Raw genomic sequence first — 21,627 nt, 5'->3', positions numbered from 1 at the left:
AGCGCTTGCAGGCGTGCACTGGAGGCGTGCAATCCGCCAATCGCTGCACATCCCTTCCCACCGACAGGTGTGACGCGCAACACTCGCAGGCGCATGAACGTTGCCACCTGGGGCCCGAGGGCCCATGGAAGTGAGGTCACGTCATGTCCGTGCAAGACGACCTGACGACAATGCAGCGCTGCCTGGACGACCTGTCCCGGTCCGTGGGCCGGCTGGAGAAGCAGCTGGGCAGCGGCGGCCTGGACATGCGCCGGGTCCGCGCCGACGCCGATCACCTGCGGGAGAGCGTCGCGCTCCTGCGCGAGACGGCGTCGAGTCCGAGCACACCGCGCAAGCCGGAACTCGTCACCATCCCCGACACCCCGTACGACCCCTCGCTGTGGATCGACACGGACGACGAAGGACTCGGCGCCCGCGACCGCCACGCCCCCTGAACCCGACCGGAGTCATGAGTTGGCCACTGGTACGGAACCACATCTGAACAGCGGCGGTGTACGCACCGGTACACGCGCCGCGATCGACGCCCCGCATCTGCGGACCGACCGCTGGTGGCTGGCTCCGGCCGCCACCGCGGCCGGGTTGCTGGCCTTCATCGTGTACTCGACGTGGCGGGCCTTCGCGAACGCGGACTACTACTCGGCGCCGTATGTCTCCCCGTTCTACTCGCCGTGTCTTGCGGAGAACTGCAAGAACATGCCGTCGGGCCCGAACGCCGACCTCTTCGGGAGCTGGTGGGGCATCTCCCCCGCCATCATCATTCTGATCTTCCCGCTCGGCTTCCGCCTGACCTGCTACTACTACCGCAAGGCCTACTACCGGGGCTTCTGGGCCTCTCCCCCGGCCTGCGCGGTGGCCGAGCCGCACAAGAAGTACACCGGCGAGACCCGCTTCCCGCTGATCCTGCAGAACATCCACCGGTACTTCTTCTACGCGGCGATCCTGGTCGCGGGCGTGCTGACGTACGACACGGTGCTGTCCTTCCGCGACACGCACGAGAACTGGGGCCACATGGGCCTCGGCACGGTCGTGTTCCTGGTCAACATCACGCTGATCTGGGCCTACACGATCTCCTGCCACTCCTGCCGGCACATCGTCGGCGGCAAGCTCAAACACTTCTCCAGGCATCCCGTGCGCTACAAGGCGTGGCAGTTCGTGGGGAAGCTGAATGCCCGTCACATGCTGCTCGCCTGGGCCTCGCTGGTGAGCGTGGCGCTCGCCGACTTCTACGTCTATCTGCTGGCGTCCGGCGCCTTCGACGATCCGCGATTCTTCTGATGAGGGGTGCCTTCTGATGTCCGTGGTCGACCGCCAGGAGTGGGACGTGGTCGTGGTCGGCGCCGGAGGCGCCGGGCTGCGTGCCGCCATCGAGGCGCGCGAGCGAGGCGCCCGCACGGCAGTCATCTGCAAGTCATTGTTCGGCAAGGCGCACACGGTGATGGCCGAGGGCGGCATCGCGGCGGCGATGGCCAATGTCAACGAGCACGACAACTGGCAGGTCCACTTCCGCGACACCATGCGCGGCGGCAAGTTCCTCAACCAGTGGCGGATGGCCGAGCTGCACGCGCAGGAGGCCCCGGACCGGGTGTGGGAGCTGGAGACCTGGGGCGCCCTCTTCGACCGTACGAAGCAGGGGAAGATCTCCCAGCGCAACTTCGGCGGCCACGAGTACCCGCGCCTCGCGCACGTCGGCGACCGTACGGGGCTCGAACTGATCCGCACGCTCCAGCAGAAGATCGTCTCCCTCCAGCAGGAGGACCACCGCGAGACCGGCGACTACGAGTCCCGGCTGAAGGTCTTCCAGGAGTGCACGGTCACCAGGGTCCTCAAGGACGGCAGCCGGGTCTCCGGTGTCTTCGCCTACGAGCGCGAGAGCGGCCGTTTCTTCGTCCTGGAAGCCCCTGCCGTGGTGATCGCGACGGGCGGCATCGGCAAGTCCTTCAAGGTGACGTCGAACTCGTGGGAGTACACGGGCGACGGCCACGCGCTGGCGCTGCTGGCGGGCGCGCCCCTGCTGAACATGGAGTTCGTGCAGTTCCACCCGACAGGGATGGTCTGGCCGCCGTCGGTGAAGGGCATCCTCGTCACCGAGTCGGTCCGCGGCGACGGCGGGGTGCTCAGGAACTCCGACGGAAAACGCTTCATGTTCGACTACATCCCCGACGTCTTCAAGGAGAAGTACGCGGAGTCGGAGGAGGAGGGCGACCGCTGGTACGAGGACCCGGACAACAACCGGCGTCCACCCGAGCTGCTCCCCCGCGACGAGGTCGCCCGCGCGATCAACTCCGAGGTGAAGGCGGGCCGCGGCTCCCCGCACGGCGGTGTCTTCCTGGACGTGTCGACGCGTATGCCCGCCGAGGTCATCCGGCGCCGACTGCCGTCCATGTACCACCAGTTCAAGGAGCTGGCGGACGTCGACATCACCGCGGAGGCGATGGAGGTCGGGCCGACCTGTCACTACGTGATGGGCGGCATCGCGGTCGAGTCCGACACGGCCGCCGCGCGCGGGGTGCCCGGGCTGTACGCGGCCGGGGAAGTGGCCGGCGGTATGCACGGCTCCAACCGGCTCGGCGGGAACTCGCTGTCCGACCTGCTGGTGTTCGGACGGCGGGCGGGCTGGCACGCGGCCGAGTACGCGGCGGCCCTGGCCTTCGAGCGTCCCGCCGTCGACGAGGTCCAGGTCGACACGGCTGCCGCTGAGGCGCTGCGCCCCTTCTCCGCCGAGGGCCCCGCGCCGGGCGCGGACGACGGCCGCCCGCCGGAGAACCCGTACACCCTGCACCAGGAACTCCAGCAGACCATGAACGACCTCGTCGGCATCATCCGCCGCGAGGGAGAGATGGAGCAGGCGCTTCAGAAGCTGGCGGACCTGCGGGTACGGGCCCGCCGGGCCGGTGTCGAGGGGCACCGCCAGTTCAACCCCGGCTGGCATCTCGCGCTCGACCTGCGGAACATGCTGCTGGTCAGCGAGTGCGTGGCCCGGGCGGCCCTGGAGCGCACGGAGTCCCGCGGCGGCCACACCCGCGAGGACCACCCGACGATGGACCGCAAGTGGCGCAACATCAACCTGCTGTGCGAGCTGATCGACCCCACGGGCGGCCTTGCGGCGACGGACCCCGTGCAGGGCCAGATCGCCCTCTCCCGTGAGACCACCGAACCCATCCGCGCCGACCTGCTCGCCCTCTTCGACAAGGAGGAGCTGGTCAAGTACCTCGCCGAAGAGGAGCTGTACGAGTGAGCAGCTACGAGGCCCGCTTCAAGGTGTGGCGGGGCGATGTCAAGGGCGGCGGCCTGGAGGACTTCAAGGTCGAAGTCAACGAGGGCGAGGTGGTGCTCGACATCATCCACCGCCTCCAGGCCACCCAGGCCCCTGATCTGGCGGTCCGCTGGAACTGCAAGGCGGGCAAATGCGGTTCGTGCTCCGCCGAGATCAACGGGCGGCCGCGGCTGATGTGCATGACGCGGATGTCGGTGTTCACGCGGGAGGAGACGATCACCGTCACGCCCCTGCGTGCCTTCCCGGTCGTACGGGATCTGGTGACCGACGTGGGGTTCAACTACACCAAGGCGCGCGAGGTGCCCGCGTTCGTGCCGCCGGAGGGTGTGGGGCCCGGCGAGTACCGGATGATGCAGGAGGACGTGGACCGCTCGCAGGAGTTCCGCAAGTGCATCGAGTGCTTCCTGTGCCAGGACACCTGCCATGTGGTGCGGGACCACGAGGAGAACAAGACGGCGTTCGCGGGGCCCCGTTTCCTGATGCGCGTGGCGGAGCTGGACATGCATCCGCTGGACGCGGCGGCCGAGACCGGACTGGACCGCAAGAAGACGGCCCAGGACGAACACGGCCTCGGCTACTGCAACATCACCAAGTGCTGCACGGAGGTCTGCCCCGAGGGCATCAAGATCACGGATAATGCGCTGATTCCCTTGAAGGAACGGGCGGTCGACCGGAAGTACGACCCGTTGGTGTGGCTGGGGTCGAAGATCAGGCGACGGTCCTCGTAGGCCGCTGGGTGCGGCCGGGGCGCTGAGCGAGGAACTGGACCCCCAGTCCTCCCATGAACGCGACCCAGCCGCACCATGCGACGACCGCTTGCGCACCGTGCGGGGGCCCGGAGAACGGGCCGAGGAATGTGAACAGCCCCCAGCCGACCGCGCAGGTCAGCGCTCCGCAGCCCCACAGCCTCGGTTGCAGGACCTTGGAGCGGGCCCGCGGCATCACCCAGCCGGTCGCGAGGGCCGCGATGCCGGTCGCCGCCATGAGCGTCACGCACAGAGCACCGAACGCCACCAAGAACATGTGCATGACGGTCAGGATTCCACGAGGGGCTGGGCCTGTACCGGCTTCAGCGCACCCAGCCGCCCCGGTACGCCCTCCAGTCCGCCTCCGTGGCCGCGAAGTCGACGTAGAGCGCGACGCCGAAGCGGGGTCGGTCCGCGTCCGTGCGGGACAAGCCCAGGCGCACACCGCGGACGGCGGCCGATGCGGTCTCGGCGTGGTTCCAGTGGCCGAACCGGTTCTCGTGGTAGAAGGGCAGGCCCATCAGCAGGTCGGTGGAGGGCGGGGTGACCTCCAGGGCGAGCGAGGTCTGCTGGGCGACATAGCCGCCGTACAGGCTCTGCAGCGGCTGCATGGTGTCGTACGACATCACGGCGATCTGGTCGACCCTGCGTGCGACCTGGCCGAAGAACCTCTGCGACCACCACTTCGGATGGCCCGCGACCGTGCCCCAGAAGGCGTGGAAGCCGGGGAGCGGGTCGATCTGGTGGGCGGCGACGGACAGCAGGGCGTGGTGCGCGCGGGTGACGGAGCGGAGGGAGTCGAGGAGGGTGAGGTAGTTCCGGTCGCCGGAGTGGAGGGGCTCGAGGTCGAAGTGGACGCCGTCGAAGCCGGCCGTCAGGATCTCGCGGGTGGAGGCGACGACGGCCGCGCGGGTCGCCGGCCGCTCCAGGCGCATCCCCGTCGGGCCCTCGGTCGCGAGTACATCGCCGAGCCAGGCCTGGACGCGGAGGCGCGGCGCTCGGCCGTGCAGGGTTCTTATGAGCCACGTCGCCTTGCCGTACGCGGACTTGGGGAGGGTGCCGTTGTGTTCCAGGGGGCCCGCGTGGACGTACAGGTCACGGACGCCGGTGGATTTCAGGCGGTCGGCGAGGGCTGTGACGTCGGCGTCGGTCTTGCGGCCGTCGACCCAGGCGTGGCCCAGCCAGATGGCGTCGCGGTTCCTGGTGTACGTGCCCTCCTCGGGGTCGCCGGTGTAGTTCAGGCGGAGGGCGGATTCGGCGGCGAGGAGAGGGACGAGGAGGGCCAGGACGAGGGCGAGGCCGAGGTGTCGCCATCGGCGGGAGGGCGGCTTTGTCGCCTCGGCTTCGCCATCGGCTTTTTCGTTCCCATCCGCACCACCCGTACCACCCGTACCACCCGTACCACCTTCGTCGTCGGGTGCGGGTGGCCCCTGCGGGGGGTTCTCCCCGTCGGCGGCTGCGGGGGTGTGCGTGGTCCCCGGCGGGTCCGGCAGGGTGGTTTCCTCCGGACCGCTGCCCTTGTGGGTCCCGGTCCCGTTCCCCGTGCGCTCCATCGCAGCTCCCCCTAGTCGATCCCGTCCCGTCCCGCCCCACCTCCCCCACCCCTGACCCACCCCGGTCGCGCGGCCGCATTCCTGCTCATACGCTCCGAAATGTGACGTCACCCTTGATTCGGGGCCGGCCGCGGCGGGCCACCTCTCACATATCCGTGCGGGTGCTGCACACCGTGGTGGGCGGGCTGGCCGCGGTGGTGTGGCTGGTGTTGCCATGGGTGACGATCAACAGTGAGGCGCCGGTTCCGGCCCGTGCGCATCCGGCCGCCGCGAGCGCCGCCGCGCCGGAGCAGGCCGGGACGTCGGCCGCCGATCTGGTGCTGCCGCTCGTCGCGGCGGGCGCGGTGGTGGTGGTCGCGGGGTACGGGTATGTGCGGCGCACACGGCGCGCCCGGACGCGTACGACGCCCGGTGGAGGCGTGGCCCCTGCCGGGCCTGCCGCACCGCCGCTCTCCGAACTCGACGAACGGGTACGGCTCTTGCTGGCCCGGGCCGACGACTGGGTGCGCACCAGCCGGGAGGAACTCGACTTCGCCGAGGCGCGGTCCGGGGCGGATTCCGTGGCGCCGTTCGTACGGGCCGTGCGGGACGCCGAGGCCGAGCTGTCCGCGGCGTATCGGATGCGGCAGCAGTACGACGACGGTGTCCCGGAGGACGAGGCGGCCCGGCGGCACGCGCTCGCCGGGATGATCGGGCGGTGCCAGGAGGCGGGGCGGCGGCTGGACGCGGAGGCCGCCGGGTTCGATCTGCTGCGCGCGCTGGAGACGGCGGAGGGGCTGGGCGAGGCGCTGGAGGTCGCGGAGGACCGGTTCCGGGCGCTGGCCGCCCGTACCGGGAGCGCCGGAGCGACACTGGCCGCTCTCGCCGGGCGGTACGGGTCCGCCGCGGTCGACGCCGTCACCGGGCATGCCGAACAGGCCAAGGACCGCCTGGTGTTCGCCACGACCCGGCTGAACCAGGCCCGCCAGGCGGCCGACATGGGGGACGCGGCGGACGCGGCACGGCATCTGCGGGCCGCCGAGGGGGCGACAGCGCAGGCCGAGGTGTTCGTGGCCGGCATCGAGCGGCTCGCCGCCGACCTGGCCTCGGCCGCGGAGTGGGTACCGGCCGCGCTCACCGGGGCGGAGGCGGAGCTCGCGGGCGCGCGGACGAGGGCGGGGGACGTCCCCGCCGGTGAGCTGCACGCCCGCGCCGCGCACGCCGACCTCGTCCTGACGGCCGTACGAGAAGAGCTGACCGCCGGGCCCTACGACCCGCTCGACGCCCTCCGGCTGCTGGTACGGGGCCTTGCGCCGGTGGGTGTGGGGCGGGCCGGAGTGCTGGCGGCCGCCGCGTCGCTGGTCGCCCGCAGTGCCGTGGCCGGGGCCGACGCCTTCGTCACGACGCACCGCGGAGCCGTCGGCAGCACGGCACGCACCCGGCTGGCGGAGGCGAAGCGGCTGCTCGCCGAGGAGCCACCGGACCTCCTCACCGCCGACGCCCTGGCCCGCCGGGCACGCGAACTCGCCGAACGCGACGTACGAGTCCACGGCACCCCGACGGCCGGAGCTGCCGAGCACGAGAGCGGCGTCGCGGGGGCGGTTCTCGGTGGGGTGCTGTTGAGCGATGGCTCACCATCGAGCTTCGGCGGACCCCGCACTCAGGCCCGGCGGGCCACGACCCCGCCCTGAAGGGGCGCGGGCTGTGTCGACATGCGGCTCCGCCGCGCGGACGCGACCAGTGGACCGCGCCCCAAAGGGGCGCGGGGCTGCATGGATATGCGGCTCCGCCGCGTGGGCGCGACCAGCCGCAAACGCACCGGCAGTCGCCCGACAACAGGAACCCCACCCCCAATAGGCGCCCCCGCTCAAAACAGACTCAGCAGCGCCTCCGCCGGATCCGTCAGCCCCGTCTCCCCGTCCGGCAGCGGCAGTTCGAACCACACCGTCTTGCCGCGCGGCGTACGGCGGGAGCCCCACGCCGCGCTCAGGAGGCCGACCAGCTGGAGGCCGCGGCCGCCCTCGTCGGTGTCACGGGCGCGGCGACGGCGGGGCTGGACGAGACCGGAGTCCCAGACCTCGCAGACCAGGGTGCGGTCCAGCAGCAGCCGTAGTCTTATCTCACCCTCGCCGTACCGGAGGGCATTCGTGACCAGCTCGCTGACCAGCAACTCCGTTGTGTCGACGAGGGGTTCGAGGTCCCAGGCCAGCAGCTGCCCGCGGGCGTACTCCCGGGCCCTGCCCACACTGCGCGGCTCCCTCGGCAGCGTCCAGTCGCCCACGGAATCGGCGGGCAGCCCCTGGACGCGGGCCATCAGCAGGGCGATGTCGTCCTCGCCGTGATGGGTGTCGAGGGTGTTGAGGACGTGGTCGCAGACGTCCTCCAGGTTTCGATAGGTGTCGGCGCGCAGCGCCGTCGTTGAGGGGTGGTGGTCGGGCGACGGGTGGGCCGGGTCGGTGAGCGCTCCTACGAAGGCCTGGAGGCCCTCGTCCAGGGGGTGGTCGCGGCTTTCGACCAGTCCATCCGTGTAGAGCGCCAACAGTGCGCCTTCGGGTAGTTCGACCTCCACCTCCTCGAAGGGCTCCCCGCCGACGCCCAGCGGCATCCCCGGCGGCACGTCGAGCATCAGCGCGTCCTCGCCCGGTTCGACCAGGACGGGCGGCAGATGCCCCGCGTTGGCGAACGTGCAGCGACGCGTGACGGAGTCGTAGACCGCGTAGACGCAGGTGGCCAGGTACACCTCGGAGAGGTCCGCCTCGCGGGGGCGGCGGGCCGCGCGGGTGGCCTGCTGGACACCGCCGGGCGCGCCGAGACCCCGGGCGATCTCGTCCAACGCGCTCAGCACCTCGGCGGGTTCGAGGTCGAGGAGCGCCAGTGTCCGTACCGCCGAGCGGAGTTCGCCCATCGCCACCGCGGCGCGCAGGCCACGGCCCATCACGTCCCCGACCACCAACGCCGTACGGTGGCCCGGCAGTTCGATCACGTCGAACCAGTCGCCGCCGACCTCGCTCGGGCGGTCGGCGGAGGAGTTGCCCGGCAGATAGCGGCAGGCGATGTCCAGGCCGGAGGCGACCGGGTCGCCCGGCGGGAGCAGCGACCGCTGCAGTATCAGGGCCCGTTCGTGCTCTCGGCGGTACAGGCGCGCGTTGTCGATACACACGGCCGCGCGCGCCGCGAGCTCCACCGCCAGATCCCGGTCCCGGTCCCCGAACGGCTCACTGCCCTTCGTACGGGCGAACTGCGCGAGTCCCACGACGGTGTCGTGGGCGACCATCGGCACGGCCAGCGTGGACTGGACGAGGCCGCCCTCCACGGCGGGGACGATCCGGGGACGGGCGGTGCGCAGGGCGTCCGCACAAGGGGAGTTGAAGGGGTAGTGGTGGACCGCCCCGACGGCGACGGGCGCACCGCCCCCGACGAACGGTGCGTCGGAGACCGCGCTGGCGAAGGCGACCCGGCGCAGCTCCGCGCTGCCGTCGGCGAGACCCGGCGGGGTCTCGTCGCCCGCCAGCAGCCCCTGGTAGAGGTCGACCGTGGCGAGGTCGCAGAAGCCGGGGACGACGACGTCGAGGAGTTCGCGGGCCGTGGTCTCCAGGTCGAGGGAGTTGCCGATGCGGGCGCCCGCCTCGTTGAGGAGGGCGAGATTGCGCCGCGCGGCAGCGGCCTCACGGGCCGCGGCACGGCGGGAGGTGATGTCGGTTCCGAGCCACGCGACGCCGATGGGACGGCCGGAGCCGCTGTGTACGCGATACAGGTTGATGGACCAGTGCCGGCGGTCCTCGGAACCCGGCACGAAGCCCGTGACATGCATGTCCGTGATGGAGTTGCCGGTCTCCAGGACCCGGCGCAGGGTGGCCGCGACCCGCTCGGCCTCGGGCCGCTGCAGATAGTCGTGCACGCCGCGGCCGCGGTGGTCGTCGGGCGTGCCGCCGAAGGTGTTCGCGAACTGCTCGTTGACGCGGCGGACCCGCAGGTCGGGGTCGATCAGGAGGAAACCGAAAGGAGATTGACCGAAAATCGACTGCGAGGCGGCAAGGTCGGTCTCGATGCTGCGCAGGGTGCGTACGTCGACCACGATGCAGACGGCGGCCTTCTCACCCTCCTCGGTCCGCGTCGGCATCACATAGACCTCGGCGAGCCCCTCCCGCCCGGTCTCCCCCGCCGCCGCACCGGGCTGACGGAACGGGACCACTCCGGTCCACTCCCGCCCGTCGAGGATCTCGGCCATCTTGCGCTGACCCTGCTCCCGCAAGTCGGGGTCGATGAACGCCTCGATGGGGTCCATGCCGACCGCGCGCTCGGCGGGGATCCCGAAGAGCTGCTCGGCGCGCAGACTCCACTGGTCGACGAGACCGTCCGGGCCGATGGAGAAGGACGCGACCTTGATGTAGTCGTAGATGGAGCCGGGCGGACTGCTCTGCCACATGGCGTCACCGTGAGGTGCTGCGTCGCTCCCGTCGAAGGAGGACAGGCCCGCCCCGCCCGCCGCCCCGCTCGTCACATCGGCCGCGGCATCACCCGCGGCCTTTGCCCTCGCGCCGTCCGACGGGTCCTCGGACTCCGTGGCCTTCGCTGGTATCTCGCTCACGCGAACCGTCCCCTCCAGCTCACCGCGTCCGGTACCGGTCACCGGGGGCGGCTGCCCGCAGTATCCAGCACTACGGCGCCGCACAACACGGTGTTCACGATCACAGCACGGTCCCGACGGTTTTCGGTCCCGGCTGCGACAACACTTCCAGTCTTCTAACCAGCCGACACCTCGTCGAATCCCGCTCGCCGGACACTGCCACCGGCCTGATCCGGTCGGTCTACAGGGCGGGTGTTCGCGTACAGCGTCCGAAGGGCCGGATCGGGCACCGGGTCAGCCGGGCAGGGCGAGTTCGAACCACACCGTCTTGCCCGCCTCGCCGGGCCGGGTGCCCCAGCGGCGCGAGGAGTGGGCGACGAGTTGCAGTCCGCGGCCGCTCTCGTCCTCGGGACGGGCGACGCGTTCGCGCGGCGGGTCGGGCAGCGGGTCGGAGACCTCCACCAGCAGCACGTCCTCCAGGCCCGCGGGCCGCACGAGGCGTACGCCGATGGGTCCGGTGGCGTGCCGCAGGGAGTTGGTCACCAGTTCACTGACCAGCAGGGCCGTGAGATCTCCGAGGACGTCGAGCTCCCACGTGCGCAGTTGGCCGCGGACGGCGGCGCGGGCGCTGCGGGCGGTTCCCGGTTCCGCGGGGAAGCTCCACTCGGCGCAGTCGCCTTCAGTGTCGATCACGCCGATCACTTCCCAGGCCAGGAGCCCACCATTGTCCGGTTTCGTGGGGTTAATGGGGGCATACCCGATATCTAGGGTGCAGTACCGTCCGCGGCGGGAGCTTGCTCCGGTGGGGGTGTGCTCCGCTGGTGGCGCCGAGCGCCTATGAGCTCGGGGGTACGGGTCACGTTGCGACTGCGGGTCCGTTGTGGCCAGTCGCGCCCCCGCGGCGGAGCCGCATATCTACACAGCCCCGCGCCCCTGGAGGGCGGCCAGCTCACGGACCGCTTCGACGTCCTGGTCCAGCCAAGGGACCGTCCACAGCTCATCCGGTGCGAGCCAGCGCAGTTCGTCGTGGTCCTGCAGGGGTTTGGGGGCGGCGGACTCCGGGCGCAGACGGGCTGTCCACACCTGAAGGACGTACGGGTGCTTCAGGGGCCACTCGCCCGGTACGCGGGCCACGGGGTCGGCGTCCACGCCGAGTTCTTCGTGCAGTTCGCGTACGAGGGCCCCCTCGGGGGTCTCGCCGCGTTCGACCTTGCCGCCCGGGAGTTCCCAGCGGCCGGCCAGTTCGGGAGGCGCGCTACGGCGTGCGGCGAGGAGGCGGCCGCCGTCGAACAGGGCGGCACCCACCACCACGATCCGTTCCGTCATGCGCGGGAGCCTACGGGAGTCAGTTGGCCGCGGCTGATCCGTTCTGCCCGTTCTGGCCTATGCGCTCGACCCAGTAGAGCTGCTTGTGCCCGCGGTCGTCGAGGCTGTCCGCGATCTTCTGGGCCTCGGCGCGGGTCGCGTACCGGCCCACGCGGTAGCGATTGCCGTTGTCGTCCTGCCGAATGACGAGCCAGGGAAGCGTGATCGTGCCGTCGTTCATCGCGCCCCACCACTCCTTCCCACCCCGGCCCGACCGCTCCTCGCCCGCGGTTCGTGCCGTGCCCCACCCTCTAAGGAAACCGCAATCCGCATATGCCCGAGCCTACGCCTTACCTTTACGCAGCGAACACGCCTTTTCACAAAGAGGTACGCAACCGGCCAGAACGAGGGGGGCGCACGGAATCGAATGCGCCGCGCGCGGGCGTCGACGCATCCGGTCAGCGGCATGGCGGGCACGCGTGGGGCGACCTGCGAGAACGGCCAGATTCCAGCGGCGGACGGACAGGTTCCGAGGGCGCGCGGAGGGGGTCCCGGCGAGGCGGCGGCCGGGTCAACTGCCGTAAAGGTGTGCGCTACTTCACTGGGAGGTGGTACGCCACGCGGTAGCGATCGGCGGGGATGACCACGTCGGCCGTCTCCACGGGACGGCCCGAGGCGAAGAAGGTGCGCTGGATGACCAGGACGACATGACCGGGGACACCGCCAAGGGTCACGAGTTCCTCGGCGAGGCCGGGACGGGCGCCGACCTCCTCCGTGACGTTGTCCACGATCACGTCGATCGCCGCCATGCGCTCGACGACGCCCATGCCGCCGAGCGGGCCCTCCTCGGGGAGCATCACCGGGGTGCGGCCGGTGACGGCGAGGGGCTCCCAGGAGGTGGAGAGCATCATCGCCTCGCCGGCCTCGCGGAAGACGTACCTCGTACACATCACGCGGTCGCCGGGCTTGATGTCGAGCCGCTCCGCGACGGAGCTGCCGGCCTCGGCCTGGGCGCTGCTGGACTCCCAGGTGCCGCGCCCCTCGCCGTCGGCCTGCTCCTGGCGGAAGGGGGTCGCGCCGCCGGCCGGGCGGAAGCCGGAGCGGGCCACGCTGCGGGGCACCGGGCGCTCGCGGACATATGTGCCCGACCCGGAGCGGCCCTCGACCAGGCCCTCCGCCATCAGCACCTTGCGCGCCTCCAGCGCGACGGTGTCCGAGACGCCGTACTCCTCGCGGATCCTGGCCTGGGACGGCAGTCGGGTGTGCGGCGGCAGCGAACCATTGACGATCTTCTTGCGGAGATCACCCGCGACACGCAGGTACGCCGGCTGCTCACCGAAAGTCACTGGCCGCTCCCATCAGGTTGTACAGACAGCAACAGCGTGGCAACCGTGGGTTGTGCCATGCAAGCAAAGGCCAGAGAATCACTCGATGTGATGACATGTGTCCGCGGAGGGCTTTACGCAGGCGCTTTCTCCCCGCTATAGCCGTGGTCACACCTCGAACTCGGAGGTGCCTCCGGTGCCGTTGCCGTCGTCGTCCGCGTCCCGGGATTCGGGGGGCGTGGCGTCCAGGCCCAGAGCCTTGCGGGCGGTGACGGCGCGGTCGGGTGTCGAGAGCGCCATGACGAGGTCGTAGTGCTCGTAGAAGCCGTCCGCGTCGCCGGCCTTCGCGGCGTGCGCCCACTCCTGCTGTCGCGCCGCGACCTCCTCGGCGACCTTCGCGACCGGCGTCCGCGCACCGGCCGGCCAGGAATGGCCGTGCAGCATCCGGGCCTCCTCGGTGAGCGCGGCCGACATCCGCCCGGCCCACTGGCGGTTGGCCCGCAGATCGTCGTCGGGGCTGTCCGTGGGCTGCCCGTCAAGGGCGGCGTTCTCGACGTCGACGGCCTTGAGGTAGGCCGCCCGGTCGGCGCCCAGGGTCCGCTCGTCGTTGCGCAGCGAACCCTTGATCCCGGCCTTCTCGTCGGTGTTGCCGAACAGACAGGTGACCTCGCGGTCGCCGTAGCGCCAGCTCTGCCGGCTCGGCGTCAGGTAGTACACGTCGACGTCGTCGGGCACGGCCCAGACGTCCATGGCGTAGCCGTAGCGCAGCGCGTAGCACCTGGTGTCGGCGGCGTCCGTGATCTCGCCGTCGCCGGGATAGGCGGCGCCGCCCGGCATCCGGAAGGTGGCGAAGACCTCGGCGTCGTGCAGGCCGGTGCAGGGCACCTTGTCGATGTCGTAGGCCACGCCCTCCAGGGAACCGCTCGGGGAGTCGAAGCACTCGCCCTTGGTGAGGGAGTAGGCGCTGCCGTGGTCGCGCGCGGCGCCCTTCCCCCAGCCGCCGAGCGCGGCGCCGCCGACCGGCACCGCCACCCACAGCACGAGCCCGAGGCCCGAGAGGACCGCACCGGTGACGGCCATCGCCCTGCCCCGCTCACCGGTCCTCCTCATCTGACGCAGCGCTACCAGCCCCAGCAGCAGCCCGAGGGCCGGAAGAAAGCAGAGGATGCCGAGGACCAGGGCGGCGACGGCGACCCCGTTGACCGGCGCAGGCGTGTTGTACGGGCGGTAGCCCTGCCCCCAGGGCTGATACGGGTACGGCCCGGGAGGCGGGGGTGGTGTGGACACGGCTGCCGTGCTCCTGGTTCGGACGACTGACGCACAGAACTGGCGTACGGAACTGACGTACGACTGGGCGCATGGTAGGCGTGCGGTGAGGAAAAGAGGACCCCCCTCCTCCGTTACGCCCGCCCGCGCTCCGTCTCCAGCAGTGCCACGCACCGTCCCAGCAGCGCGGCCAGCGCCTCGCGTTCCTCGTCCGTGAACTCGGCGGCCAGGGCCCGCTCGACCCGTACGGCGCGGGCGTCCGCGTCGGCCATCACCGCGCGGCCCTCGTCGGTGAGACGGGTCTCGAGGACGTTCTTGTGCCACTCGTGGGGGGTGCGCTCGATCAGGGCGCGGTCCTGGAGGTTGTTCAGGACCGTGTTCATCGTCGGCGGGGTGACGCCGCACAGACGGGCCAGCGCCGCGGCCGAGATGCCCGGGTTCTCGGAGAGGTGGAGCAGCGCCGAGTACTGCGCCACCGTCACACCGGCCGGTTTGAGGACGGCCGCCTTGGTCGCACTGAGAGCCTGTTCGGCCCGCTTGAGGTGGGAGCCGAGGCGCTCGGACACGGGCATGGACGTCATCTCCGCATGGTAGCGGCCCCTTTCGACGATCAGCATGCAACCATTCGTTAATGCATTGACGAGCATTAGAGTTCTAATCTACGTTCATGCACACAAGAGAGTGAGTACCCAACCGATCCCACCCGAGACGAGAGGCACCGCCGTGTCCCGTTCGATCCACCGCCGTACGTTTCTGACCACGGCCGCCGCGCTGGCGGGCGCCGTGGCGCTTCCGGCGACGGCCGCCCGCGCCGCCGCCGCGCCCCGCATCAGCACGGCCTTCACGCTTCCCGAGGACCGCGCCTATCCCGAAGGCATCGCGCTGGACGCGCGCACCGGCGACGCCTATGTCGGCTCGTACACGACGGGTGCGGTGTACCGGGCCGCGCGCGGCAGCCGTGCGGCCGAGGTCTTCCTCCCGTCCGGCACCGACGGCCGTACCACCGCCAACGGCCTGAAGGTCGACCTGGCCGGCCGTCTGTGGGTCATCGACTCCACCGCCGGGGTGGACGTCTACGACCTGCGCACCCGTGCCCTGCTCGCGCGCTTCACCGTCCCCGGCAGCGACCCCTCCTTCGTCAACGACCTGGCGCTCGGGCCTGACGGCACGGCCTACCTCACCGACAGCTACCGCCCGGTGGTCTACCGCGTCACCCCGGCCGACCTGGGCCGCGCCCGAGGCGGCGGCGCGACGCTCGACGCCGCCTACGACCTGAGCGCCGTGGCCCCGTCCGACGGACTCTTCCTCAACGGCATAGTGGTCGACCCGTCGGGCCGGCACCTGCTCGCCGTCGGCATGACGGACGGCGGCCTGTACCGGGTGGAAACGGTCTCCGGATCGGTACGCCAAGTGGCCTTGCACGGCGGTGACTTGAAACACGGCGACGGTCTGGAGCTGGCGCACGGCACGCTGTGGGCCGCGCACAACGCCACCAACGCCCTCAGCCGCTGGCGGCTGTCCCCGGACGGCACCTCGGCCCGCCTGGAGCGGCAGTTCACCGACACCGCCCTGCAGATACCGACCACCCTCGCCCGCACCCACGGCCGGCTGCTGGTCGTCCGCTCGCAGTTCGACAAGGGCGGGCCGATGGGGCCGGGGGTGCCCGAGGAGCCGTTCACGGTGGCGTGGGTGGACGGGATCTGAGGGCCGGCCCGGCGGCCCGGTCGGGCGGCCGGTTTTCGGGACGGCACCGGATCATTGCCGCAGCTCGCACCGGCTCGCCTCGTGCACGGCCCGCGCGAGGCGCACTGGGCGGCCTCGACGGCCCAGCCGCAGCCGCCCCTCGGTGGCGCCGCCGAGGCGGGCGACCGGGAGGGATCCCGACTGCCCGGCGGCGGGTTCGCGGCTCAGCGGGGCGGGCGCCGGGAGGAGACGGTTCAGTCGCGGAAGCCCGTGCGGCGGGTGCGCTTCTCCCAGGCGAGGACGTCGTCGCGTACCTGGTCGAGGTGGTCGAGGACCGCGCTCACGCCGTCGTCGCCGAGCGGCAGGCGCAGCGGGGTCTGTCCCGCCTCCAGCGCGGCCAGGATGAGCGCCGCCGCCTTGGCCGGGTCGCCGGCCCGGTCGTCGAAGCCGGCGTCGACCATCGCGCGCGTGCCGCCCACGGTGGCGTACGCCCCGCCGTCGGCGCTGGCCTGCGTCCCGTCGTACAGCGACGTACGGAAGGCGCCCGGCTCGACGACGAGGACCTTGATGCCGTACTCGGCGACCTCGCCCGCGAGCGCCTCGGACATGCCCTCCAGGGCGAACTTCGTCCCGCTGTACGCCGAGAAGCCGGGGTAGGACGTCTGCCCGCCCATGCTGCTCATCTGCACGATCGCGCCCGAGCGGCGCGAGCGCATGTACGGCAGTACGGCGCGCACCAGGGCCGCCGGGCCGAAGACATGCACGTCGAACAGGGCGCGCAGCTCGTCCTCGGTGGTCTCCTCGAAGGCACCGACATGGCCGCGGCCGGCGTTGTTGACCAGGACGTCGATCCGCCCGTGCCGTGCCACCACGTCCCGTACCGCCGGTTCGGCGGCGGCCGTGTCGGCGACGTCCAGGCGCAGCGCCTCGACCTGGTCGGGGTGGGCGGCCACGAGGTCGTCCAGCCCCTCGGGCCGCCGCGCGGCGCCCACCACGACGTCACCGTCGGCGACGGCCGCCTCGGCGATGGCCCGCCCGAGTCCGCTGCTGGCACCGGTGATCAGCCACACCTTGTTCACGACAACCCACCCTCTCCGAGCAACGCCGCGAGTGCCTCCCTGGGCAACTCCTGAACCAGGCTGCTCCTGTGGCGAGTTGTCCGTCCAAGACCTACGGTGACAACCGATGGCTATGACCACGGACGTTCATGTGCGGGATCTGCGGTACTTCGTCACGGTCGCCGAGGAGCTGCACTTCACCCGCGCGGCCGAGCGCTTGTACGTCTCGCAGCCCGCGCTGAGCAAGCAGATCCGGGCGCTGGAGCGGCAGTTGGGGGTGGAGCTGCTGCGGCGCGACCGGCACGGCGTGGCGCTCACCGCGGAGGGCGCGGCGCTGCTGCCGCACGCCCGGCGGGTGCTGGACGCCTGGGCGCAGGGTGCGTCCGTGATGGCTCAGGCGCGGGCCGCGCAGCGCAGCACCCTGGTGGTGGGCATGAGCACCAGCCCCGGCCGAGGCGGTCTGCTGCCCGCGATCCGCTCCCGCTTCACGGCCTCACATCCCGAGGCCGCGGTCCGTCTGCGCCAGGTGAGCTGGGACGACCCGTCCGCGGGCCTGGCGGACGGCGACACGGACATGGCCTTCGTCTGGCTGCCCCTGCCCGGCCAGGACCGCTACGCCTGGACGGTCGTCGCCGAGGAACCCCGCCTGGTAGCCCTCCCCGACACCCACCCGCTCGCCTCCCGACCCGAGATCGACTTCACGGACCTGGCCGAGGAGCCCTTCCTGGCCCTCCCGAACAGCGCGGGCCCGCTGCGGGACTACTGGCTGGCGGCCGAGGAACGCGACGGGCGCCTCCCCCGCATCGGCGCGGAGATCGCCAGCACGGAGGAGACCTACGAGGCCCTGGTCGCAGGCCTCGGCGTCTGCCTGGTGGCGGCGGGCAACGTCCCGCTGATCACCCTGGGCGGCGTGGTGACCCGACCGGTCCGCGGCCTCGCACCCAGCCGGTATGTGCTGGCCTGGCGAAAAGGGGACCGCAGGCCACTGGTACGGGCGTACGCGGAGGCTTGCCGACAGGTGACGGAGCGGTCCCGCGGGCGGCCCGGCCACCCGTCGGAGACGCACACGAACGGCCACGACGACGGCACGTGAGCCTGCACCGGTCGAGCGGGCCGGGATCACGACCGCGGTGGTGAGCCGCGGCCTTCTGCGGCGGCCCAGGACCGGCTAGACGTTGAAGCGGAACTCCACCACGTCCCCGTCCTGCATCACGTAGTCCTTGCCCTCCATCCGCGCCTTGCCCTTCGCGCGGGCCTCGGCGACCGAGCCCGTCTCCACCAGGTCCTCGAAGGAGATGACCTCCGCCTTGATGAAGCCCTTCTGGAAGTCGGTGTGGATGACACCGGCGGCCTCGGGGGCGGTGGCGCCCTTCTTGATGGTCCAGGCGCGGGATTCCTTGGGGCCGGCCGTGAGGTAGGTCTGCAGGCCCAGGGTGTTGAAGCCCACGCGGGCGAGAGTGGTGAGGCCCGGCTCCTCGGCGCCGACGGACTCCAGGAGCTCCATGGCGTCCTCCTCGTCGAGCTCGGCGAGGTCCGCCTCGAGCTTGGCGTTGAGGAAGATCGCCTCGGCGGGGGCGACCAGGGCGCGCTGCTCGGCCTTGAAGTCCTCGTCGACCAGTTCGTCCTCGTCGACGTTGAAGACGTAGAGGAAGGGCTTCGTGGTCAGGAGGTGGAGGTCGTGGAGGAGCTCCTCGTTGCCGGAGCCCTGGGCGATGCCCGCCGAGAACAGCGTGTCGCCCTTCTCCAGGATCTCCTTCGCCGCCTCGACCGCCGCCACCTTGGGAGCCACGTCCTTCTTGATGCGCGACTCCTTCTGGAGGCGCGGCAGGACCTTCTCGATGGTCTGGAGGTCGGCGAGGATCAGCTCGGTGTTGATCGTCTCGATGTCGTCCTTCGGCGAGACCTTGCCGTCGACATGCACGACGTTCTCGTCCTTGAAGGCGCGGATGACCTGGCAGATCGCGTCGGACTCACGGATGTTCGCGAGGAACTTGTTGCCCAGGCCCTCGCCCTCGGACGCGCCCTTCACGATGCCCGCGATGTCGACGAAGTCGACGGTCGCCGGGAGGATGCGCTGCGAAGAGAAGATTTCGGCCAGTTTCGTCAGCCGGGCGTCGGGGACGCCGACGACACCCACGTTGGGCTCGATCGTGGCGAACGGGTAGTTGGCCGCGAGCACGTCGTTCTTGGTCAGGGCGTTGAACAGGGTCGACTTGCCGACATTCGGCAGACCGACGATTCCGATCGTGAGCGACACGTTGCGACTTCCCGTACGTGAGAGACATCAGGGGACTGGGGCGGTGGGCCCGGTCCTTCTTCGGTGCACGGGCGGGCCGATCCACCAGTCTACGGCGTACCCGTCCCCGCCCCGGCGCCCCGTCGAACGCTTGGCCAGGCTCCGCCCCTCGGCGTGTCTGATGGCCGATTGCACACATAAACCGACCTAAGTTGGTCCGGTGGAGCAACACGGGTCGGGACCACCGCACAACGGAGCACGACGCGGCACGCCCCCGCTGCCCCCGCAGGCGAAGCGCGGCGGAAGCGGCGGGGGTGCGGGCGGTGGTGGGCGACCTGCCGGACAGCGCCGTCCCGCGACCCGCCCGGCGCCCCGGCAGCCCGGCCCGCCGCCGGCCGAGGCCGTACGGCGGCTGCCCAACCCGCGGCTGACCGGGCTGGGCAGCGGCCTGTTCTGCGGGGCGGCGATGTTCACGCTCGGCTGTCTCGACCAGCTGCTGTTCGGGGCGTCGCTGACCCTGTACGGCGTGCTGTTCCTGCCGGTGTGCCTGCTGACCGCGGTCTGGGTGCGCAAGAGCGACCTGGCGACCGCGCCCGTCGTCGTACCGATCGCCTTCGCGGCGGGCCTGCTCCCGGTGGCCGACGGCAGCGGCGGGCTGCTCGGCCGGCTGATGGGCCTGGTGACGGCGCTGGCCACCCAGGCCGGGTGGCTGTACGGGGGAACCCTCGTCGCGGGCCTGATCGTCACGGGACGGAAGGCGGCCCTGATGCGACGCCGGCGCACCGGCGGCCGCCGTCCGCCCCGGTACTAGGGCCTGACCGAAGCCCGGCCCTGACTCTCCGCGGCGTGCATCGCCGCGCCGACGATGCCTGCGTTGTTCTGCAGCTGCGCCGGGACGATCTCCGCCTTGATGCCCTCGATGAAGGGCAGGAACTTCTCGGACTTGCGGCTGACGCCGCCGCCGATGATGAACAGGTCGGGTGAGAACAGCATCTCGACGTGGGCGAGGTACTTCTGCACGCGGTGCGCCCAGTGCTCCCAGGTCAGCTCGCCGTCCTCCTTGGCCTTGCTGGAGGCGCGCTTCTCCGCGTCGTGGCCGTGCAGCTCCAGGTGGCCCAGCTCGGTGTTGGGCACCAGGGTGCCGTCGACGAACAGGGCACTGCCGATGCCGGTGCCGAAGGTCAGCAGCATGACCGTGCCCCGGCGGTCTCGGCCCGCGCCGAAGTGCATCTCGGCGACGCCCGCCGCGTCCGCGTCGTTGACCACCGTCACCGGCAGGCCGCCCAGGCGGGAGCCGAACAACGCGCGTGCGTCCATGTCGATCCAGCTCTTGTCGACGTTGGCCGCCGTACGGATGGTGGATCCGCCGGTGACCACGCCGGGGAAGGTGAGGCCGACCGGGCCGGTCCAGCCGAAGTGCTCGACGACCTGCCGCACGCCGTCCGCCACGCCGTCGGGCGTCGCCGGGTGCGGAGTGAGCACCTTGCAGCGCTCCTCCGCCAGGTCGCCCTTGTCCAGGTCCACAGGGGCGCCCTTGATCCCGGATCCACCGATGTCCACACCGAAGATCTGCATGGCTCTACGTTACGACGGACGACTGACAGTCACTCCGGCGAGGTGCCGGTTCGCTCCGCGATCAGCGCCGCCGCCTCGTCCCGCAGATCCCGGCGGAGCTCCTTGGGCAGCGAGAACGTGATGGACTCCTCGGCCGCCTTGACGATCTCGACGTCCTCGAAGCCGCGCTGCGCGAGCCACTCCAGGACCTGCTCGACCAGGACCTCGGGGACGGATGCCCCGGAGGTGACGCCGACCGTGGACACGCCCTCCAGCCAGGCCTCGTCGATCTCGTCGGCGAAGTCCACGAGATAGGCCTCGCGCGAGCCCGCCAGCTTGGCGACCTCGACGAGCCGCTTGGAGTTGGAGGAGTTGCGGGAGCCGACGACGATCACCAGCTCGGCCTCGGCGCCCATCTGCTTCACCGCGAGCTGGCGGTTCTGCGTGGCGTAGCAGATGTCGTCGCTGGGCGGGGAGATGAGCTGCGGGAACTTCTCCTTCAGGGCGTCGACGGTCTCCATGGTCTCGTCGACGGAGAGCGTGGTCTGGGAGAGCCAGACGACCTTCGACTCGTCACGGACCTCGACCTTGGCGACGTCTTCCGGCCCGTCGACGAGCGTGATGTGGTCGGGGGCCTCGCCGGAGGTGCCGATGACCTCCTCGTGGCCCTCGTGCCCGATGAGGAGGATGTCGTAGTCCTCGCCCGCGAAACGGACGGCTTCCTTGTGGACCTTGGTGACGAGCGGGCAGGTGGCGTCGATGGTGGCGAGCTTGCCGCGGGCGGCCTCCTCGTGGACGACGGGGGCCACGCCGTGCGCGGAGAACATCACGATGTTCCCCTCGGGGACCTCCTCCGTGCGCTCGACGAAGATGGCGCCCTTCTTCTCCAGGGTCTGCACGACGTACTTGTTGTGCACGATCTCGTGCCGGACATAGATCGGAGCCCCGTACTGCTCCAGGGCTTTCTCGACGGCGATCACGGCGCGGTCCACACCCGCGCAGTAGCCACGGGGGGCGGCGAGCAGGACACGGCGGCCAGGCGAAGCAGTCATGCGGTCCATCGTAAGGCCGGGGCCGGGGG

General features: G+C 71.1%; 21 protein-coding genes. 8 read left to right on the top strand and 13 right to left on the bottom strand.

The annotated features are described in order from the left end of the window. Window positions 1–143: 143 nt before the first annotated feature. Genes ACFY1U_RS08605 through ACFY1U_RS08590 form a run of 4 tightly spaced genes read left to right on the top strand, consistent with a single transcriptional unit; the run spans window position 144 to window position 4,002 of the window. Window positions 144–434 (top strand): hypothetical protein, encoded by a 291-nt coding sequence (locus ACFY1U_RS08605; protein WP_390693357.1) that lies wholly within the window; start codon window positions 144–146, stop codon window positions 432–434. A 19-nt stretch (window positions 435–453) separates the two neighbouring features. Beyond that, a complete protein-coding gene (locus ACFY1U_RS08600; RefSeq protein WP_390693356.1) occupies window positions 454–1,275 on the top strand; it encodes a hypothetical protein in 822 nt (273 codons plus the stop codon). A 16-nt stretch (window positions 1,276–1,291) separates the two neighbouring features. Further along, a complete protein-coding gene (locus ACFY1U_RS08595; protein ID WP_390693355.1) occupies window positions 1,292–3,235 on the top strand; it encodes a fumarate reductase/succinate dehydrogenase flavoprotein subunit in 1,944 nt (647 codons plus the stop codon). After that, window positions 3,232–4,002: a succinate dehydrogenase/fumarate reductase iron-sulfur subunit gene (locus ACFY1U_RS08590; RefSeq protein ID WP_344405504.1), complete on the top strand. Its 771-nt coding sequence runs from the start codon at window positions 3,232–3,234 to the stop codon at window positions 4,000–4,002. Before ACFY1U_RS08595 ends, ACFY1U_RS08590 begins: the two co-directional genes overlap by 4 nt. Here ACFY1U_RS08590 and ACFY1U_RS08585 read toward each other — a convergent pair. Both ACFY1U_RS08585 and ACFY1U_RS08580 read right to left on the bottom strand, forming a co-directional pair. Then, a complete protein-coding gene (locus ACFY1U_RS08585) occupies window positions 3,983–4,303 on the bottom strand; it encodes a hypothetical protein (RefSeq protein ID WP_390693354.1) in 321 nt (106 codons plus the stop codon). The genes ACFY1U_RS08590 and ACFY1U_RS08585 overlap by 20 nt on opposite strands. A 40-nt stretch (window positions 4,304–4,343) precedes the next feature. Continuing rightward, window positions 4,344–5,573 carry a hypothetical protein gene (locus ACFY1U_RS08580; protein WP_390693353.1) on the bottom strand — a complete coding sequence of 410 codons (1,230 nt, stop codon included), beginning with the start codon at window positions 5,571–5,573 and terminating at the stop codon, window positions 4,344–4,346. A 101-nt stretch (window positions 5,574–5,674) separates the two neighbouring features. Between ACFY1U_RS08580 and ACFY1U_RS08575 the strand changes: the two genes are divergently transcribed. Continuing rightward, the gene (locus tag ACFY1U_RS08575; RefSeq protein WP_390693352.1) at window positions 5,675–7,243 is read left to right on the top strand and encodes a hypothetical protein; all 1,569 of its coding nucleotides are present in this window, start codon (window positions 5,675–5,677) and stop codon (window positions 7,241–7,243) included. 176 nt (window positions 7,244–7,419) lie between these two features. Here ACFY1U_RS08575 and ACFY1U_RS08570 read toward each other — a convergent pair whose 3' ends face one another. From ACFY1U_RS08570 to ACFY1U_RS08540, 7 genes are all read right to left on the bottom strand, one after another. Then, the gene (locus ACFY1U_RS08570; RefSeq protein ID WP_390693351.1) at window positions 7,420–10,140 is read right to left on the bottom strand and encodes a SpoIIE family protein phosphatase; all 2,721 of its coding nucleotides are present in this window, start codon (window positions 10,138–10,140) and stop codon (window positions 7,420–7,422) included. Window positions 10,141–10,413: 273 nt separating this feature from the next. Next, on the bottom strand, window positions 10,414–10,821 hold the full coding sequence (locus tag ACFY1U_RS08565) for an ATP-binding protein (protein ID WP_390693350.1): 408 nt from the start codon (window positions 10,819–10,821) through the stop codon (window positions 10,414–10,416). A gap of 213 nt (window positions 10,822–11,034) precedes the next feature. Beyond that, on the bottom strand, window positions 11,035–11,445 hold the full coding sequence (locus tag ACFY1U_RS08560) for a (deoxy)nucleoside triphosphate pyrophosphohydrolase (RefSeq protein ID WP_390693349.1): 411 nt from the start codon (window positions 11,443–11,445) through the stop codon (window positions 11,035–11,037). Window positions 11,446–11,464: 19 nt separating this feature from the next. Next, window positions 11,465–11,665: an SPOR domain-containing protein gene (locus ACFY1U_RS08555; protein WP_344405510.1), complete on the bottom strand. Its 201-nt coding sequence runs from the start codon at window positions 11,663–11,665 to the stop codon at window positions 11,465–11,467. A 352-nt stretch (window positions 11,666–12,017) separates the two neighbouring features. Beyond that, complete coding sequence (locus ACFY1U_RS08550; protein WP_390693348.1) at window positions 12,018–12,770, bottom strand: GntR family transcriptional regulator; 753 nt, start codon at window positions 12,768–12,770, stop codon at window positions 12,018–12,020. 147 nt (window positions 12,771–12,917) lie between these two features. After that, complete coding sequence (locus ACFY1U_RS08545; RefSeq protein WP_390693347.1) at window positions 12,918–14,036, bottom strand: DUF4190 domain-containing protein; 1,119 nt, start codon at window positions 14,034–14,036, stop codon at window positions 12,918–12,920. A gap of 113 nt (window positions 14,037–14,149) precedes the next feature. Then, window positions 14,150–14,596 (bottom strand): MarR family winged helix-turn-helix transcriptional regulator, encoded by a 447-nt coding sequence (locus ACFY1U_RS08540; protein WP_390693346.1) that lies wholly within the window; start codon window positions 14,594–14,596, stop codon window positions 14,150–14,152. A 142-nt stretch (window positions 14,597–14,738) separates the two neighbouring features. On the opposite strand from ACFY1U_RS08540, the gene ACFY1U_RS08535 reads away from it, so the two are divergent. Continuing rightward, window positions 14,739–15,719 carry an SMP-30/gluconolactonase/LRE family protein gene (locus ACFY1U_RS08535; RefSeq protein ID WP_390693345.1) on the top strand — a complete coding sequence of 327 codons (981 nt, stop codon included), beginning with the start codon at window positions 14,739–14,741 and terminating at the stop codon, window positions 15,717–15,719. A gap of 233 nt (window positions 15,720–15,952) precedes the next feature. Here the strand turns inward: ACFY1U_RS08535 and ACFY1U_RS08530 are convergent, their stop codons facing one another. Next, window positions 15,953–16,777 (bottom strand): SDR family NAD(P)-dependent oxidoreductase, encoded by an 825-nt coding sequence (locus ACFY1U_RS08530; protein ID WP_266959667.1) that lies wholly within the window; start codon window positions 16,775–16,777, stop codon window positions 15,953–15,955. 112 nt (window positions 16,778–16,889) lie between these two features. Here ACFY1U_RS08530 and ACFY1U_RS08525 point away from each other — a divergent pair, with 112 nt between their 5' ends. Beyond that, window positions 16,890–17,849 (top strand): LysR family transcriptional regulator, encoded by a 960-nt coding sequence (locus ACFY1U_RS08525; RefSeq protein WP_390693678.1) that lies wholly within the window; start codon window positions 16,890–16,892, stop codon window positions 17,847–17,849. A gap of 75 nt (window positions 17,850–17,924) precedes the next feature. Here ACFY1U_RS08525 and ychF read toward each other — a convergent pair whose 3' ends face one another. Beyond that, window positions 17,925–19,013 carry a redox-regulated ATPase YchF gene (ychF, locus tag ACFY1U_RS08520; protein WP_390693344.1) on the bottom strand — a complete coding sequence of 363 codons (1,089 nt, stop codon included), beginning with the start codon at window positions 19,011–19,013 and terminating at the stop codon, window positions 17,925–17,927. A 199-nt stretch (window positions 19,014–19,212) separates the two neighbouring features. Between ychF and ACFY1U_RS08515 the strand changes: the two genes are divergently transcribed. Continuing rightward, a complete protein-coding gene (locus ACFY1U_RS08515; RefSeq protein WP_390693343.1) occupies window positions 19,213–19,803 on the top strand; it encodes a DUF6542 domain-containing protein in 591 nt (196 codons plus the stop codon). On the opposite strand, the gene ppgK is transcribed toward ACFY1U_RS08515, so the two are convergent. Together ppgK and ACFY1U_RS08505 are read right to left on the bottom strand one after the other, a co-directional pair. Then, window positions 19,800–20,567, bottom strand: a complete 768-nt coding sequence (gene ppgK, locus ACFY1U_RS08510; RefSeq protein ID WP_390693342.1) for a polyphosphate--glucose phosphotransferase — start codon at window positions 20,565–20,567, stop codon at window positions 19,800–19,802. The genes ACFY1U_RS08515 and ppgK overlap by 4 nt on opposite strands. 29 nt (window positions 20,568–20,596) lie before the next feature. Further along, window positions 20,597–21,607 (bottom strand): 4-hydroxy-3-methylbut-2-enyl diphosphate reductase, encoded by a 1,011-nt coding sequence (locus tag ACFY1U_RS08505; protein ID WP_390693341.1) that lies wholly within the window; start codon window positions 21,605–21,607, stop codon window positions 20,597–20,599. Window positions 21,608–21,627: the final 20 nt, after the last annotated feature.

The sequence above is a fragment of the Streptomyces sp. NPDC001351 genome, from assembly GCF_042896045.1.
Lineage (GTDB): Bacteria > Actinomycetota > Actinomycetes > Streptomycetales > Streptomycetaceae > Streptomyces.
This window is presented reverse-complemented; position numbering and strand designations above follow the sequence as displayed.

Bases quoted from the DNA above. Each gene is read 5' to 3' on its own strand.
- ACFY1U_RS08605 (WP_390693357.1), top strand. From the start codon at position 144: ATGTCCGTGCAAGACGACCTGACGACAATGCAGCGCTGCCTGGACGAC.
- ACFY1U_RS08595 (WP_390693355.1), top strand. From the start codon at position 1,292: ATGTCCGTGGTCGACCGCCAGGAGTGGGACGTGGTCGTGGTCGGCGCC.
- ACFY1U_RS08585 (WP_390693354.1), bottom strand. From the start codon at position 4,303: ATGCACATGTTCTTGGTGGCGTTCGGTGCTCTGTGCGTGACGCTCATG.
- ACFY1U_RS08580 (WP_390693353.1), bottom strand. From the start codon at position 5,573: ATGGAGCGCACGGGGAACGGGACCGGGACCCACAAGGGCAGCGGTCCG.
- ACFY1U_RS08560 (WP_390693349.1), bottom strand. From the start codon at position 11,445: ATGACGGAACGGATCGTGGTGGTGGGTGCCGCCCTGTTCGACGGCGGC.
- ACFY1U_RS08555 (WP_344405510.1), bottom strand. From the start codon at position 11,665: ATGAACGACGGCACGATCACGCTTCCCTGGCTCGTCATTCGGCAGGAC.
- ACFY1U_RS08540 (WP_390693346.1), bottom strand. From the start codon at position 14,596: ATGACGTCCATGCCCGTGTCCGAGCGCCTCGGCTCCCACCTCAAGCGG.
- ACFY1U_RS08525 (WP_390693678.1), top strand. From the start codon at position 16,890: ATGACCACGGACGTTCATGTGCGGGATCTGCGGTACTTCGTCACGGTC.
- ppgK (WP_390693342.1), bottom strand. From the start codon at position 20,567: ATGCAGATCTTCGGTGTGGACATCGGTGGATCCGGGATCAAGGGCGCC.
- ACFY1U_RS08505 (WP_390693341.1), bottom strand. From the start codon at position 21,607: ATGGACCGCATGACTGCTTCGCCTGGCCGCCGTGTCCTGCTCGCCGCC.